The sequence below is a fragment of the Pseudomonas sp. GW821-FHT02C04 genome (assembly GCF_059421845.1).
The window spans coordinates 538,073-552,710 of record NZ_JBWKVT010000001.1; the positions used below are offsets into that span (position 1 = coordinate 538,073).

The following is a 14,638-nucleotide window of genomic DNA, read 5'->3' on the forward strand; positions in this document are numbered from 1 at the left end:
AACCTGAAGGTGAAGAAAAAGGACTGCCTCAGCGCAGTCCTTTTCGCATTTCTGCGGGGCTCACGCCGTAGGCATCCTGAAAATACTGGCAGAACCGTCCGACGTTGCTGAATCCGTATTGCAGGGCCACATCGGTCACCGAAGACGATTGGCCGTGCTTCAGCGCTTCGCAGGCCCGCTCCAGCCTGACCTGGCGCTGATACGCGACAATCGAAGTCCCGACGAACCGCCGGAAGCCTTCCTGCAAGGCCCGCAGGCTGACGTTCACCAGCCCTGCCAGATCCGTCCCGCTGACCAGTTGCTCGGGATGCGCCTGAATGTATTCGATGGCCTGCTTCACATGTCGAGGTGCAATCGATGCCTCGGGGCGGCGCAAGGCTTCGCTGAAGTTGTGCGGCCAGGCTTCCAGCACCGCGTCTACCAGCATTTCCCGCAGGCGCGACGGCATCAAGGAACCGGCGTTCAACAACAGATCGAACTCGGTGCCGGTGGCCAGATCGATCAGCGCGCGAATGCCCTGAAACGCCGGGCTGTTCAGATCCACCCTCGGCTCGAAATGCAGCTTGTGTACGATCGGTCGTCCCAGCAGCGACGACAGCCGTTCGGTGAGCGCTGCGCGGCTGATCGACATGCCGTGCTGGGCGTGATTGTCGACGAAGCGCATCGAATGTAGATCCGCTTTGTCGATGGCCAGCCCGATGTGCGGCAGGCCCAGCGACTCGGTCGAATCGTTGAAGATGATCCGGCCGGCGGTGGGAATCATGAAGGTGATTTCATCGTAGGGTTCGGGGAACGCCACGGTGAAATCGCCCCGGTAATGCATGCGCCGGAAACTGACCCCGTCGTGCCGGCCGTACACGCCGCCGATGATGATGTCCTTGGGCGGTGGCGGTGTGTCGCCATAACGATTGCCGAACATGCGGGAAAACAACGCGCCGAAGTCGTCGCAGGACATATCGGCGGATCTGAGGATGATGGTCTGGCGCGTCGGGCTTGAGTACACCGGGAGGGTCACCTTGGCAGTCGGGGCAAAGAGGCGCGAGGACGTTAGCAACCGTGAATGACAGCGACATGACACAAACGGATTACGGCGTTTGCCAGTGCGCCTTCAGGAAGTCGATAAACACCTTCACCTTGCGTGTATTCCGCCGATGGGCCTGATACAGCACGTAGATCCACGGTCCGAAAGCGCTGGGCTCACGCCAGTATTCGGGCATCAATTCCACCAGTTCGCCTTGGGCGAGATACGGCGCGGCGCTCCACTGCGGGAGAAATTGCAGGCCCTGGCCGTCGAGCAGGCAGGCCAGCAGGAAATCGTAATTGTCGCTGGCGATGCGCGGCGTCGGCTGGGTCATGCGCAGGCGTCGCTCGCCCTGTTTGACCCACCAGAAATGCCGGTTGAGCAACGGATGCCGAAAGATCAGCCAGTCGTGCTGGTGATAGTTGTCCAGTGACACATCGCTGCCCTTGCGCGCCAGATAGGCCGGGCTGGCGCAGAGCTGTACGCGGTTTTCCACCAGTGGCTGGGCGATCACTCCCGGCAGGTCGATCGGCCCGTCACGCAGCGCCAGGTCATAGCTGCCATCGACCGGGTCGTCGTAGTTGTCGCTCAGATCCACTTCCAGATTCACCTGCGGGTGCTCGTTCAGAAAGCGGCAGCACACCTGATTGAGAAAGGCCGGGGCGAAGGAGGGCGGCGCGATGATGCGCAATTCGCCGCGCAATTCATGCTTGAGCTGTTCGACGCCTTCGCTGGCCAGTTGCAGTTGCAACAGCGCCTGACGCGCGCCTTCCAGATAGATCCGCCCGGCCTCGGTCAGCGCCATGCGCCGGGTCGTGCGGTCGAACAGGCGGCTGCCGAGTTCCTCTTCCAGTTGCGCCACAGCCTTGGTCAGGGCCGACGGCGTGTTGCCAAGCACCTCGGCGGCACGGCTGAAATTACCGTGCTCGGCAGTGGCGACGAACATGGTCAGGGCGCTCATTTTGTCCATTGATCTATTCCTGGCGGGCACAGAAGTTGTGCGTGAGACGGCATTCAGTTATCCGGCGGGCTTGGCTAATCTGGCCTCAGCCTAACAAAAATAACGAGAACGCTCATGAAGCAGCTTCTGACCCTGATGGTGTCGTCCGCACTGGCTTGTGCCTCGCTGGAAAGTCTGGCGGCCACCGACCTGATCCTGCACAACGCGAAGATCTACACCGCTGAACCCGGCCAGTCGTTGCAGCAGGCCGTCGCCATCGAGGGCGACAAGGTCGTGGCGGTCGGTTCGGATGCGCAGGTGCTGCGCCTCAAGACCGCCGACACCCGACTGATCGATCTGGGTGGCAAAGTGGTGATGCCCGGCTTCATCGACTCCCATTCCCACACGATCAAGGGCGGCTTGCAGATGCTTCAAGCCAATCTCGATGGGCAGATGGTGCCGCTCGATGAACTGGAATCGCGCTTGCGCCAATGGCGTGAGGACGGCAAGGCTCGGCGCGGCGAGTTCCTCAGCGTAGGTGGATTGCCTTCGACTTACTGGAACCAGACTGACGCGCTGGAGCAGCGTTTCAATCAGGGCGAGTGGGCCGATCAGCCGTTGTTGCTGCTGGGCTGGGACCTGCACACCGGCTGGGCGAATCGGGCGATGCTCAAACGTGCCGGCATCGATGCGGCGCGCATTCAGGCCCTCAAACCCGAAGAGAAAGACACCCTCGGTCATCACCCAAACGGGCAACCAAACGGCTTTATGGTGGATGCCGGGCTCTATCCGGTGCAGGCCCTGTTGCCGCCGCCGACCGATGAAGCGTTGCTGGCGGGCGGTCGCGCCGCGCTGGAGTACTACAAAAGCCTGGGCATCACCGGGTGGATGGATCCGCTGGCCAATGAACTGCCCGGGGCAGACGTGAAAAACGACTCGCTGGGCGTGCTGCCGACCTACCGGAAACTCTCGGAAAACGGCGAACTCACCGCCCATGTCGCCGCGTTGCTGATGGCCGATTCGAAAGCCACCCCCGCTGACCTCGATGAGCTGGACAAGGTGCGCCAGCAGTCCCTCGGCGTGCACAACCTGACGCTGCCAGGCATCAAGGTGTTCGCCGACGGCGTGGCCGAATCGCCCGCGCAAAGTGCAGCGATGCTTGAGCCTTACAAGAACTCGAAAAAATCCGGCGAGCTGCTGATCGACCCGGCGCACTTTGGCGAACTGGTCAGTGCCGCCGACGCCCGTGGCTGGCTGGTGCACATCCACGCCATCGGCGACCGTGCGGTGCGCGAATCACTCAATGGCATCGAGCAGGCGCGCAAGGATCGCCAGAGTGGCATCGCTCATTCGATCACCCATTTGCAGATGGTCAACCCGAAAGAATTCGCCCGGTTCAAGGCGCTGAACGTCATCGCGTCGATGCAGATGTACTGGGCCAGCGCCGATGAATCGAGCATGGATCTGGTCAAGCCCTACGTCAGCGCCATGGCCTTCATGTACACCTATCCGGCGCGCTCGCTGCTCAAGCAGGGCGCCACCATTGCCGGTGCCAGCGACTGGCCGATCACCACGCCCGAACCGTGGAAAGCCATTTACCAGGCCGTCAGCCGCAAGGGCCCGAAAGGCGTACTCAACGCCGCCGAAGACATCGACCGCCAGGTCATGTTCCAGGCCTACACCCTGAATGCGGCCAAGGTTCTGCGCCTTGAAGACAGCATCGGCTCGCTCAAACCCGGCAAGCAGGCCGACCTGATCGTGCTCGACCGCGATGTGTTCACGGTCGCCCCCGAAGCCCTGCGCGACACCCAGGTACTCAACACTTTCTTCGCCGGCCGCGAAATCTATCGCCGCCAGCCGTAAGCCGTACTCCGATTACAACGCTAAAAAAGGAAACCCTTTCGTGAACCTTCATTGCTTCGTCACAGACACCCATAACCCGCAAACCCGTGGGCACCAGATCGGTGACGCCTTCAGCGCGCAGATTCGCCAGACCGTTGCGCTGTATCTCGACTTTTTCAATCAACTCGACATCCCGCCACAGCAAGTACGCGCTATCGGCGACGCCAGCCTGCAAGCCCTGGAAGACTGGAGCCCGGCGCTGGCCGAGGAAATCGTCGCCATGGCCGAAGGCGCCGACTTGCCGCTGTGGCAACTCGCGGCCTTGAACGCCCGCACCGAAATCCTCGCGGTGATGCCGTCCACCGAGGGCGAATGCTCGACCGCAGTGTTCGCCCCCCATGGCCCGCAAACACCGAAAACCATCCAGACCTGGGACTGGCACGACACGCTGGTACCCAACGGCCTGATCCTGCAACTCACCACCGACACCGGGATGACCGTCAAGCTGTTCACCGAATTCGGCATGCTCGGCAAGATCGGCGTGAACAGCGCCGGGCTCGGGCTGCACTTCAACATTCTTCACCATGCCAGCGACAACGGCGCCGCCGGTGTACCGGTGCATGCGATTGCGCGACGGATTCTGGAGCAGGCGCGCAGCGTCGATGAAGCCATCGAACTGGCGCGCTCGGCACGGGTCAGCGCGTCCACGGTGTTGACGGTGTTCTCCCGCGCCGACTCGACCCTTCGTGCCGCCAGCATCGAGCTGTCGCCAGCCGCCACAGCCGTGGTGTTGCCGAACGCCGAAGGCTGGATCACCCACACCAACCATTTCCTCGATCCGAGCCTGAGCGCTGGCGAACGCACGCCGGACGCCTCGACCACCTACGCCCGCATCGACCATGTGAACGCCTTGCTGAGCGGCATGACCGAGGGCGACCTGATACTTCGGGCCGATGCCATGTGCGGCGCGGCCGGCGAGGAAGCACCGATCTGCTTCCACCCCGACTTGAGCATGCCGGCCACCGAGCGCTGGGAAACCTTGCTGACCATCGGCATCGACACTGAACAATGCGTGCTCGAATTCGCCGCCGGCAACCCGAAACAGCTGGCCCGCAACGGTTACCAGCGTTTCTGAAACCCTGAAGCAACGCCCCGAAAAACAACAACAAGAGGAGCACCCCACATGGCCAGTCACCCTGAACGCACGACGGGTTCACCGTCGGCACTGAGAACCTTCTTCGTCTCCGGCATGGGCACCGCCCTGGAGTTCTATGACTTCGTGATCTACGGCACCGCCGCCGCGCTGGTCTTCCCCAAGGTGTTTTTCCCGCAGATGGACCCGCTCACCGCAACCCTCGTTGCCTTTGGCGCGTTCGGCGCGGGGTTCTTCGCCCGACCGTTGGGCGGCATGGTGTTCGGGCATTACGGCGACAAGCTCGGCCGCCAGAAAATGCTGGTCATCACCTTGTCGTTGATGGGGCTCAGCACCTTTCTGATCGGCTGTTTGCCGGGATACGCAACAATCGGCGCGGGTGCGCCGGCGTTACTGGTGCTGTTGCGACTGGTGCAGGGTTTTGCCGCCGGGGGCGAGTGGGGCGGTGCCGCGTTGTTCGGCATCGAGTCGGCACCCGTGGGGCGTCGAGGGCTGTGGGGCAGTTTCACCAGCATGGGCATCGGCATTGGCGGGATTCTCGGCTCGGCGGTGTTCGCCGTGGTCAGCGTGGTGGCGAACGATGACCTTGCCGGTTTTGCCTGGCGCATTCCGTTCTGGCTGGGCGGCGTGCTGGTGCTGGTCGGGCTCTATGCGCGGTTGCAGAAACCGGCGCAGTCGCTCAATGAGCCGAACGTCCACGGGCGCATGCCGTTGATTGAAGCGTTGCGTGCGCGACCTCGGGCCATGTTGCTGTGCACCGGCATCGCGTTTGGCTACGTGACCATCGCCTACATCGGCAGCACGTTCTTCCTGTCCTACGCCACACAACTGGGCTATGGCAGCACCGACGCACTGATTTTCGACATCGCGCTGTCGGTTGCCATCGTCATCACCGCGCCGCTGTTTGCCTTGCTGTCCGACCGAATCGGCCGGCGCAAGGTGATGATCCTGGGGGCATTCATCATGGCGGTCGGGTTCTTCATGTTCTTCCCGTTGGTGGGTTTGAAAAGCCTGTTGATCTCCACGCTCGCCTACATCGTGATCGGTGCCTTCATGGGCGCAACGCAAGGGCCGATCCCGGCGTTTCTGGCCGAGCAGTTCCCACGGGACATGCGTTATTCAGGGATGTCGGCGGCGTACCAGATCGGTGCCGCGCTGGGAGGCGGGACGGCATCGAGTGTGGCCACGGCCATTCTGATCGCCAACAACCACGATGCGTTTGGCGTAGCAGTTTACGGAGCGGTGGCACTGGGGATCGTGGCGGTCTGCTCGTTCTTCCTCAAGGAGACCGCGCACTTGAGCCTGGATGAAATCGATGCGCCATCCAGCGGTGCGCCGACCTCTGCACCGGTGCCGGGGCGTTTGCAGACGCCCTGACACCGGCATTCGGGATCAGGCCGTAAGGTGTTCGTAGAGAATTGTCGCGCCGACGATCATCAGCACCACACCGCCGACGATTTCCGCACGCTTGCCGACCACGGTGCCCAGCACCCGACCCAGCATCACGCCAATAGTGACCATGGTCATGGTCGCCAGGCCAATGGCAGCGGCGGCTACCCAGATGTTCACATCGACAAACGCCAGGCCGACGCCGACCGCCAGTGCGTCGATGCTGGTGGCGAAGGCAGTGACCGCGAGAATGAAGAATGAGTGCTGCCCCGGTTTTTCTTCTTCGGCTTCCTCATGCTTGAGGCCGTTGTAGATCATATGCAGACCGAGCGCGATCAGCAGGGTGAAGGCGATCCAGTGGTCCCAGTCTTCCACCCAGCGGGTGGCGGCCTGGCCGATGAGCCAGCCGATGATCGGGGTGATCGCTTCGATGACACCGAAAATCAGACCGGTACGCAGGGCTTCGGTGAGGCGAGGTTTGTGCAGGCTGGAGCCCTTGCCGATGGCGGCCGCGAAGGCATCCGTGGACATGGCGAGTGCGAGGAAGATCAGGGAAACAGGATTCACGGGCAATACTTCCAGTCGGGCCATGAGTCAACGACACAACCACACGCCCGACTTTCGGCATGGATGTGTCGTCGGTCTCACCAACCAGAAGGTGTTCGCACCACGGCATGTTGCCGAATATGTTGATACGAACGCTTCCGAGGGGCTCGGAAGCAGGTTACTCCCCAACGAAGGCCCGGATCATAGGCAGGCAAACATGAAAATTTCGTTAAACGCCCTGCGCAGGTTTTGCTGATCCGGGAGGGATCCGCAGCTCGGCGCACAGCCCGCCCTGAGGTCGGTTGTACAGCTGCAAAGTGCTGCCGATCTTGCTTACGATCATCTGCACGATGGCCAGTCCCAGCCCCGCGCCATTGGCGTGACCCTCGCTGTAGAAGCGTTCGAACAAACGCGCATATTGCTGCTCATCGATGCCGGGGCCGGCATCTTCGACGCTGATCGACACCGAACCGCAAGCCTGTGGTTGCACCTGAATCCGCACTTCGCTGCCGGGGGGCGCGAAGTTCAGCGCATTGGTTACCAGATTTTGCAGAGCGATGGCCAACGCCACCGGATCGGTGTCGACCGGGCAGTGGTGGTCGCTGTCGAGGATCAGCTCGACGTCTTTTTCCAATGCCAGCGGCGTCAGCTCGGCCAGCTCCTCGCGCACCAGCGCGGTCAGTTCGACGCGGGAGTTTTGCGGGGACGCCAGACGCGGTTCGATGCGCGCCATGGTCAGCAACTGGCTGGCGATGCGCGTGGCGCGGTCCACGGCGCTGACCAGAAATTCCAGCGCTTCTTCGCGCTGTTGCGGGGTGTTGGCCAACTGCGCGTTCTGCGCGTGAATCCGCAGGATCGCCAGCGGCGTGCGCAGCTCGTGGGCCGCGTCAGCGATAAAGCGCCGTTCACGGGCCAGCAGGTTATCGATCTGTTGCAGCAAGCGGTTGAGCGCGGTCTGCATCGGCTCCAAATCCTGGGGCAGGGGACTCAGGTGCAGAGGTTTCAAGGTGTCTGTGTTGCGGCCACGAATCGACCGGGCCATGGCCCGCAGCGGCTGCAAACCCCAGCCGATGGTCAGCCAGATCAAGATGGTCAGCAGCGGCACGCCGATCAGGCTCGGCCACAAGGTATGGCCGACGATGCGGGTGATCAGATCCTGGCGGATGTCGTCGCGTTCGCCGACCCAGATCAACAGGCCTTGTCGCGGATCCTGGAGCAGGAAGGCGCACCAGTCGCGGCCGTTTTCCATCAGGTCATGGGCGCCGAGGGTGGCGGGCGGCGCATCCAGAATCGGGGCCTCGGCTGAACGCATCAGCAACTGGCCGTCGTTGCGCCAGACCTGAAACGTCAGCCGTGTCTCGTAGGGATGCGCCGCTTCGCCATCGCCGACCCGGCTCATCGCCTCGTCGAAGGCCTGATGCAGACGCTCCCAATCGTTGTCGCCGGGTGCACGCTGGGCCAGCACGCCTTGCAGCAGGCGCGCACCTTGCGCCAGCTGGGCGTCGTAGATTTCTTCGATTTCATGGTGGCTGTAGCGCAACACTGCCCAACTGATCAGCACATCGCCGAGCAGCACGATCATCAGCACCGGCAGCAGAATCCGCGCGCGTATCGAGTTCATGGTTTGAGCTCCACGACGTAACCCACGCCGCGCACCGTGCGGATCAGTTCGGCGGAGAGTTTCTTGCGCAGATTGTGGATCAGCACTTCCAGGGTGTTGCTTTCGACCCGTTCCTGCCAGCCGTACAGCGTAAGCGACAGGCGCTCGCGGGTGACGACCTTGCCGGGACGCGCCATCAGTTGATGCAACAACTGATATTCCATCGGCGTGACCACCACCGTGCTGCCGCGCCAGGTGACTTGCTGACTGATCGGGTCGAGGCAGACGCCTGCGTGTTCCAGCACCGGTTGCGCACGGCCCTGACTGCGCCGCAACAAAGCGCGGATGCGCGCCTTGAGCTCGTCGACATCGAATGGCTTGACCAGATAATCGTCAGCGCCGGCATCCAGCCCGGCGATGCGTTCGGCGGTGCCATCGCGGGCGGTGAGGATCAGCACCGGCAAATCGTGCTGGGTGGCACGCAATTGTTGCAGCAGCGCCAGACCGTCGAGCCTTGGCAGTCCGAGGTCAAGCAGCAACAGATCGAAGCTTTCGCTGCGCAATGCATGCAACGCACTGACGCCGTCCTGCAGCCAGTCGAGGGTGTAGCCCTCGTTGCTCAGGGCGACGCGGATGCCCTGGCCGAGGGCGCGGTCATCTTCGACCAGAAGTAGGCGCATGGCATTTTCTCTGTAGGAAATCGGGCGCGTGTTCGGCGGCATCATGCCGCTCGCCTTGCTGCCGTGGCAGCCCCTGAGCCGGCGAAGATGTTACGACTCGTTGCCAACTAAGCTTTCGTTAAGCTTGGTTTTGCACAGTGGGGCCTTTCCCATCCAGCGAGAGTGCTTTCATGCGCAAACTTGTGCTGTTGTCCCTGATTGTCGCCAGCCCCCTGGCCGTCGCCGGCCCGCAATGCACCACGGCCGAACGTTCGCAGTGGCAGGACCAGAAGGCGTTTCAGGAACAGCTGAAAACCCAGGGTTATGAAATCAGCAAGTTCAAGGTCACCGACGGCAACTGCTACGAGATCTACGGCTTCGACAAGGACAAGCGCAAGGTCGAGATCTACCACGACCCGGTCAGCGGCAAAGCGGTGAAAACCGAGATCAAGGGCTGATGCCACGCGAGTCCCTGCGCCTCTGGGATCCGGTGGTGCGGGTGTTTCACCTGTCCATCGCCGGGGTCTTTGCCGCCAACTACTTCTTCAATGAGGCCGGTGACGACTGGCATGTCTGGCTCGGCTATTACGCCATGGGCTGGCTGCTGGTGCGTTTGGTGTGGGGATTCGTCGGGCCGCGCAGTGCGCGCTGGTCGGACTTCTGGCCGACGCCGTCGAGGCTGGCGGCCCATGCCCGGTCGCTGATCGCCGGGCGGCCCGAACATCGCCTCGGGCATTCGCCGATCGGCGCGCTGGTGATGATCTTGATGCTGCTGGCGATGCTGACCGTTGGCCTCAGCGGCTGGGCCATGGAAGAAATCGATGCCCTGTGGGGCGCCGACTGGCCGTTGCAAGTCCACGAAACCGCCGCCGACGCTTTGCTGGCGCTGGTCATCGTGCACATCGCGGCCGCGCTGTTTGAAAGTGTTCAGGTGCGCGACAACCTGCCGTTGTCGATGCTCACCGGGCGCCGGCGTCGTTTGCCGGACGATCCGGGCCCGTGACAGGGATGTTCTTTCGATGGATTGCCATCTCGTAACTGCCATGAGCTGCCTATGCGTGCCTTGTCCTTTTGCTTGAGATTCGTTGTCGCCGCGCTTGCCGTGAGCCTGATTTTTATCGCGGCGTGGCGCAGTCACCCGGAGCATGTGCTGGCGCCGTTTGCGGTTGAAACGCCTGTCGCCCAGGCTTCGGCGAACGCTGCGGAACCGATGTACAGCAGCCGTTTCGTGTCCTCGGAACTGGATGATTTCGTGCACTCGTCTTCGGTCACCGCGCTGCCCGGCGGCGACCTGATGGCCGTGTGGTTCGCCGGCTCCCGTGAAGGCGCCGCCGACGTGCAGATCCGCACCGCACGTTTCAACGCCAGGACAGCGGAGTGGGGCGCCGAACAGGTGCTGGCCACCCGCGAATCCACCGTCGCCGGCACCCAGCGTTACATCCGCAAACTCGGTAATCCGGTGATCGCCCTCGCGCCGGATCAGCGCTTGTGGATGTTCTACGTGTCGGTGTCCGTCGGCGGCTGGGCCACTAGTGCGATCAACGTGATGGTCTCTGATGACCTGGGGCGCAACTGGACGGCGCCGCGACAGTTGATCACCTCGCCGTTCTTCAACATCAGCACTTTGGTGCGCGCGGCGCCGGTGTTCCATGCCGACGGCTCGATCGGCCTGCCGGTGTATCACGAGTTCATGGGCAAGTTTGCCGAATACCTGTACCTGAGTGCGGACGGCGCCGTGATCGACAAATTCCGCATCAGCCGTGGCAAGCATTCGCTGCAACCGACCATCGTGCCGCAGGATGAACGCCGCGCCGTGGCGATGCTGCGTTACGCCGGTGAAACCCATCACAAGGTGCTGGCCAGCCGCACCGAAGACGCCGGGCAGACCTGGAGCGAACCGTATCCGCTGGAACCGGCCAATCCCAATTCGTCGCTGGCGGCGGTGGGCACGGCTGATGACGGTTTGCTGGTGGCGCTGAATGACCTGCGCGACGGTCGTTTCAAGCTCAGCCTGTACGGCACCGATGCCAATCTCAATGACTGGCGCAACGTGATCGAACTCGACCAGTCCCCCGATCCCCTCGGTCAACCGTTCGCCCCGGAAGCCTACAAGGCAATCATCGGCGAAGGCTTTCGCGCTTCAAGCGGCGCTCAGCGCCTGCCGTTGGAGCAGCGTTTTCTGAGCAACCTCGACTACCGCGTGTGCAAGCCCGAAGGCTGTGAGTTCGAGTACGAATACCCGTACTTCAGCCGTAGCGGCGATGGCCTGTATCACCTGGTGTATTCCTGGAACAACACTTTCATCAAACATGTCAGCTTCAACGATGCCTGGCTGGCGGAGCGCCTGTGATGCTGTTTCTCTGGCAAGCCCATTTGAGTTTCATCCTGCTCGGTTTTGTTCTGCTGGGTTCCTTTCAATTCACCCAACGCTGGCGTCCGTGGCTGTTGCCGGCGCTGGCGCTGGTCAGCTTCATTCCGCTGGGCGACCTGCCGCTGGCGGCGTATGTGCGCAGTTTTACCGATGATCTGGCGATCACCACGCTGGTGTTGCTTGGCTGGGCCACGTTGCTGCGCCTCGGTGTGGTTCCTCAACTGAAACCGCTGACACGGGGCCAGATTCTGGGACTGTTCGTGGTGCTGACGGCGCTGTTGTACCCGGCGACGATGGGCCTGACCTATGTCGATCCTTACCGTTGGGGCTTCAATCCTCGGCCGATGATCGTGGTTGTCGGGCTGGCGACACTGGCGCTGCTGTGGCTGCGTAACACGCTGGGCGTGGCGATGCTGGCGCTGGCCACTCTGGCATTCGCGTTGCGCCTCAAGCCTTCGGAAAACTACTGGGATTACCTGATCGACCCTTTGCTGGCGGGTTATTGCCTGATCGCCGGTTTCGCTTTACTCGCCAAAGCAGCGTGGCAACACCTGCAATCCGAACGAACGACACAGAGGTAAACGATGGGGTGGTTGCAATCGCGTCGCCTGCGCTATGGCGTGGGCGCGACAGGTTTGGCGTTTCTGCTGTTTGCCTTGCTGCGGCTGGTGTTCTTGATCGGGTTTTCCGGGGTGGATGCCGCGCAGTTCTTTGCCGACCCGCAATGGCTGCAAACCCTGGGCATCGGCTTTCGTTTCGACCTGAGGCTGGCGCTGTTGCTGGTGTTGCCACTGGCGGTGCTGGCGTGGCTGCCGCGCTGGAATCTGACCACTGTGCCGGCATTGCGCGGCGTGGCCCGGGTTTATCTGTTGCTGGCATTGGGGCTGATCGGTCTGGTGTACATCATCGACTTCGGCCATTACGCCTACCTCGGCGTGCGGATCAACGCTACGGTGCTGCGTTATCTGGAGGATGCCCAGATTTCGCAGCAGATGGTCTGGGAAACCTATCCTGTGCTGTGGATTGCGCTGGGTTGGCTCGCCGTTCTGGCGCTGTGTTTCTACGGTTTTGTGCGGCTGGAACGGTTGACGCTGGCCCGTGAGCCTCGGGTGATTCGTCGCAGGTCCGTCGCCGTGGGCACGGGGCTCGGGGTGGTGGTCGTCCTGCTGGCGCTGTTGGGTCGGGTCGACAAGCTCAACCTGGAAAACCCGGTGCCGTTGCGCTGGAGCGATGCGTTCTTTTCCGGTAACGGACAGATTGCTGCCGTGGGCCTGAATCCGGTGCTGTTCCTCTACGACACGCTCAAGGCCGGGCAGGCGCAGTTCGACGAGGCGCAGGTGCGGGCGCATTACCCGGTTATTTCCAGGTATCTGGGTGTGGATCGGCCGGATGCGCAAAGCCTTGCGTTCGAGCGCCGGCAATCCGTGCAGCCCTACAACGTCGCAGCCGAGCGAGCGCCGAACGTGATGTTCGTCATGCTCGAATCCCTGGGCACCAGCGCGGTGGGCGCGTACGGCAACCCGTTGAACCCGACGCCCAACCTTGATCGCTTGGCGAACGAGAGCTGGTTCTTCAAACACTTCTACGTCCCGGTCACCGGCACCGCGAAAACCGTGTGGGCGAGTATCACCGGCGTCCCCGACGTGACCCGCCAGGAGACCGCCACCCGCCATCCGCTGATCACCAATCAGCACACGCTGATCAACGCCTTCACCGACTACCAGAAGCTCTACATGATTGGCGGCAACGCCGGTTGGGCCAACATCAACGCGCTGATCCAGCAAAGCATCGACGGCGTGCGCCTGTACGAGGAGCGCGACTGGCGTTCGCCACGGGTCGATGTCTGGGGGATTTCCGATCTGGACCTGTTCAAGGAAGGCGACCAAATCCTGCGCGCACTGCCCAAGGACAAACCCTTCTTCGCCTACGTGCAAACCTCGGGCAATCACCGTCCGTTCACTATTCCCAGGGACAACGACGGCTTCGAGGTCAGCAACCTGTCGCTGGAACAGGTGCAAAACGCCGGCTCACGCAGCGTCGAGCAATACAACGCGGTGCGGCTGCTGGACTTCAACATCGGTCGTCTGATGGAACTGGCCAAGGCCGGCGGCTATTACGACAACACGATTTTCGTGTTCTTCGGCGACCACAACACCCGCATCAGCCGCATCCCGCACATGCCGCCGGCGTTCGAACAACTGGGGCTGGAAAGCAACCATGTGCCGATGCTGATTCATGCGCCGGGGCTGCTTAAACCCAAGGTGATTGAAGAGGCGGTGGGGCTTGCCGATTTGTTGCCGACGGTGGCAGGCATGGCCGGCGTAGCTTTCGAGAACCGCGCCATGGGTCGCGACTTGCAGCAACCGGCACCCGAAGGCGAGCGGGTGGTGCCGTTGGTGTTGCGCGAAGGTACATTCCCGCTGATCGGCGGGGCTACCAAGGATCACTTGCTGCAAATGCAGCATGACGGCAGTGCGCCGACGTTGCATGACCTGAAGTCGGCGACACCGCTGGAGAATGTCGCCGACGCGTATCCTGATGAGTTTCAACGACTGGTCGAGCTGACGCGGGGAATGCACGAAAGCGCACGGTTGATGTTGTATCGCAACGTGCGATGACAGCACCGGCGCAAGTACCTGAACGTCTACTAATCTGAGCGCAAGCAGGATTTCAATGGACATGAATCAGGCAGGCGCCTTTTGGAAATTTCTATCACCCGCCGTAACGGCTTTTTCAAGAATGCCTTTGGCTCGCGTCTTCCGCTGTCGGTGTATTTCAACGGCCAGTTGATTACTCGACTGGCGAAGGGCGAAACACAAGAACTGCAACTGCCCGAGGAGGAGGGAGAGTTGCTGGTTGGAATGTCGTCGGCAGATCTGGGAATTTACCGTTCGGTCGATAAGCAAACCCTGCACGTGCAAAGGCCTGTTGTGTCCAGTCAACCCTATCGGCTGTCGCCCGCCGACGCGCCGCGAGTTTATTCGGTGCGAACGCGAGCCTGGGTGGTGTGGGATTTTCTGGATCTGGCGCTGATCCGCCCGCTCTGCTCGCGGGTCTTTGTCATCGAAGAAGTACGCGAGTCATCCATGCCATGAACGCTGAACCGCCCCCATCCTT

The 14,638-nt window shown here is 62.0% G+C and carries 14 protein-coding genes and 1 riboswitch; of the genes, 9 read left to right on the forward strand and 5 right to left on the reverse strand.

Annotated elements, in window-relative coordinates:
* Positions 1 to 28 precede the first annotated feature (28 nt).
* Both AC07VV_RS02325 and AC07VV_RS02330 read right to left on the reverse strand, forming a co-directional pair.
* Positions 29 to 1,003, reverse strand: a complete 975-nt coding sequence (locus tag AC07VV_RS02325; RefSeq protein WP_495035104.1) for a helix-turn-helix transcriptional regulator — start codon at positions 1,001 to 1,003, stop codon at positions 29 to 31.
* Between the two features lie 82 nt (positions 1,004 to 1,085).
* A complete protein-coding gene (locus AC07VV_RS02330; protein ID WP_495035105.1) occupies positions 1,086 to 1,991 on the reverse strand; it encodes a LysR family transcriptional regulator in 906 nt (301 codons plus the stop codon).
* Positions 1,992 to 2,096: 105 nt separating this feature from the next.
* On the opposite strand from AC07VV_RS02330, the gene AC07VV_RS02335 reads away from it, so the two are divergent.
* The 3 genes from AC07VV_RS02335 to AC07VV_RS02345 are packed head-to-tail and all read left to right on the forward strand — an operon-like array spanning position 2,097 to position 6,333.
* Positions 2,097 to 3,824 carry an amidohydrolase gene (locus AC07VV_RS02335; RefSeq protein ID WP_495035106.1) on the forward strand — a complete coding sequence of 576 codons (1,728 nt, stop codon included), beginning with the start codon at positions 2,097 to 2,099 and terminating at the stop codon, positions 3,822 to 3,824.
* A 40-nt stretch (positions 3,825 to 3,864) separates the two neighbouring features.
* Positions 3,865 to 4,938, forward strand: coding sequence for a C45 family autoproteolytic acyltransferase/hydrolase (locus tag AC07VV_RS02340; RefSeq protein WP_495035107.1), 1,074 nt, complete (start codon positions 3,865 to 3,867; stop codon positions 4,936 to 4,938).
* Between the two features lie 48 nt (positions 4,939 to 4,986).
* Positions 4,987 to 6,333 carry an MFS transporter gene (locus AC07VV_RS02345; protein WP_495035108.1) on the forward strand — a complete coding sequence of 449 codons (1,347 nt, stop codon included), beginning with the start codon at positions 4,987 to 4,989 and terminating at the stop codon, positions 6,331 to 6,333.
* A gap of 15 nt (positions 6,334 to 6,348) precedes the next feature.
* On the opposite strand, the gene mntP is transcribed toward AC07VV_RS02345, so the two are convergent.
* The 3 genes from mntP to AC07VV_RS02360 all read right to left on the reverse strand — a co-directional run bounded on the left by mntP (position 6,349) and on the right by AC07VV_RS02360 (position 9,171).
* Positions 6,349 to 6,912 carry a manganese efflux pump MntP gene (gene mntP / locus AC07VV_RS02350; protein WP_495035109.1) on the reverse strand — a complete coding sequence of 188 codons (564 nt, stop codon included), beginning with the start codon at positions 6,910 to 6,912 and terminating at the stop codon, positions 6,349 to 6,351.
* 7 nt (positions 6,913 to 6,919) lie between these two features.
* Positions 6,920 to 7,091: riboswitch (yybP-ykoY riboswitch) on the reverse strand.
* A gap of 29 nt (positions 7,092 to 7,120) precedes the next feature.
* Positions 7,121 to 8,512 carry an ATP-binding protein gene (locus AC07VV_RS02355; protein WP_495035110.1) on the reverse strand — a complete coding sequence of 464 codons (1,392 nt, stop codon included), beginning with the start codon at positions 8,510 to 8,512 and terminating at the stop codon, positions 7,121 to 7,123.
* Entirely contained in the window at positions 8,509 to 9,171 is a 663-nt protein-coding gene (locus AC07VV_RS02360; RefSeq protein WP_495035111.1) for a response regulator, read from the reverse strand. The genes AC07VV_RS02355 and AC07VV_RS02360 overlap by 4 nt, the downstream gene beginning before the upstream one ends.
* Positions 9,172 to 9,341: 170 nt before the next feature.
* Between AC07VV_RS02360 and AC07VV_RS02365 the strand changes: the two genes are divergently transcribed.
* The 6 genes from AC07VV_RS02365 (at position 9,342) to AC07VV_RS02390 (ending at position 14,616) form a co-directional block, all read left to right on the forward strand.
* Complete coding sequence (locus tag AC07VV_RS02365; protein WP_495035112.1) at positions 9,342 to 9,608, forward strand: PepSY domain-containing protein; 267 nt, start codon at positions 9,342 to 9,344, stop codon at positions 9,606 to 9,608.
* Entirely contained in the window at positions 9,608 to 10,153 is a 546-nt protein-coding gene (locus AC07VV_RS02370; RefSeq protein WP_495035113.1) for a cytochrome b/b6 domain-containing protein, read from the forward strand. The genes AC07VV_RS02365 and AC07VV_RS02370 overlap by 1 nt, the downstream gene beginning before the upstream one ends.
* Before the next feature lie 51 nt (positions 10,154 to 10,204).
* Positions 10,205 to 11,500 carry a sialidase family protein gene (locus AC07VV_RS02375; protein WP_495035114.1) on the forward strand — a complete coding sequence of 432 codons (1,296 nt, stop codon included), beginning with the start codon at positions 10,205 to 10,207 and terminating at the stop codon, positions 11,498 to 11,500.
* Positions 11,500 to 12,102 carry a hypothetical protein gene (locus AC07VV_RS02380; RefSeq protein ID WP_495035115.1) on the forward strand — a complete coding sequence of 201 codons (603 nt, stop codon included), beginning with the start codon at positions 11,500 to 11,502 and terminating at the stop codon, positions 12,100 to 12,102. Before AC07VV_RS02375 ends, AC07VV_RS02380 begins: the two co-directional genes overlap by 1 nt.
* 3 nt (positions 12,103 to 12,105) lie before the next feature.
* A complete protein-coding gene (locus tag AC07VV_RS02385; protein WP_495035116.1) occupies positions 12,106 to 14,139 on the forward strand; it encodes an LTA synthase family protein in 2,034 nt (677 codons plus the stop codon).
* A gap of 81 nt (positions 14,140 to 14,220) precedes the next feature.
* Positions 14,221 to 14,616, forward strand: a complete 396-nt coding sequence (locus AC07VV_RS02390; RefSeq protein WP_495035117.1) for a hypothetical protein — start codon at positions 14,221 to 14,223, stop codon at positions 14,614 to 14,616.
* Positions 14,617 to 14,638 lie beyond the last annotated feature (22 nt).

Excerpts from the sequence above, each read along its gene's own strand:
- AC07VV_RS02330 (WP_495035105.1), bottom strand. The coding sequence starts at position 1,991 with ATGGACAAAATGAGCGCCCTGACCATGTTCGTCGCCACTGCCGAGCAC.
- AC07VV_RS02370 (WP_495035113.1), top strand. The coding sequence starts at position 9,608 with ATGCCACGCGAGTCCCTGCGCCTCTGGGATCCGGTGGTGCGGGTGTTT.
- AC07VV_RS02360 (WP_495035111.1), bottom strand. The coding sequence starts at position 9,171 with ATGCGCCTACTTCTGGTCGAAGATGACCGCGCCCTCGGCCAGGGCATC.
- AC07VV_RS02345 (WP_495035108.1), top strand. The coding sequence starts at position 4,987 with ATGGCCAGTCACCCTGAACGCACGACGGGTTCACCGTCGGCACTGAGA.
- AC07VV_RS02365 (WP_495035112.1), top strand. The coding sequence starts at position 9,342 with ATGCGCAAACTTGTGCTGTTGTCCCTGATTGTCGCCAGCCCCCTGGCC.
- AC07VV_RS02375 (WP_495035114.1), top strand. The coding sequence starts at position 10,205 with ATGCGTGCCTTGTCCTTTTGCTTGAGATTCGTTGTCGCCGCGCTTGCC.
- AC07VV_RS02385 (WP_495035116.1), top strand. The coding sequence starts at position 12,106 with ATGGGGTGGTTGCAATCGCGTCGCCTGCGCTATGGCGTGGGCGCGACA.
- AC07VV_RS02355 (WP_495035110.1), bottom strand. The coding sequence starts at position 8,512 with ATGAACTCGATACGCGCGCGGATTCTGCTGCCGGTGCTGATGATCGTG.
- AC07VV_RS02380 (WP_495035115.1), top strand. The coding sequence starts at position 11,500 with ATGCTGTTTCTCTGGCAAGCCCATTTGAGTTTCATCCTGCTCGGTTTT.
- AC07VV_RS02335 (WP_495035106.1), top strand. The coding sequence starts at position 2,097 with ATGAAGCAGCTTCTGACCCTGATGGTGTCGTCCGCACTGGCTTGTGCC.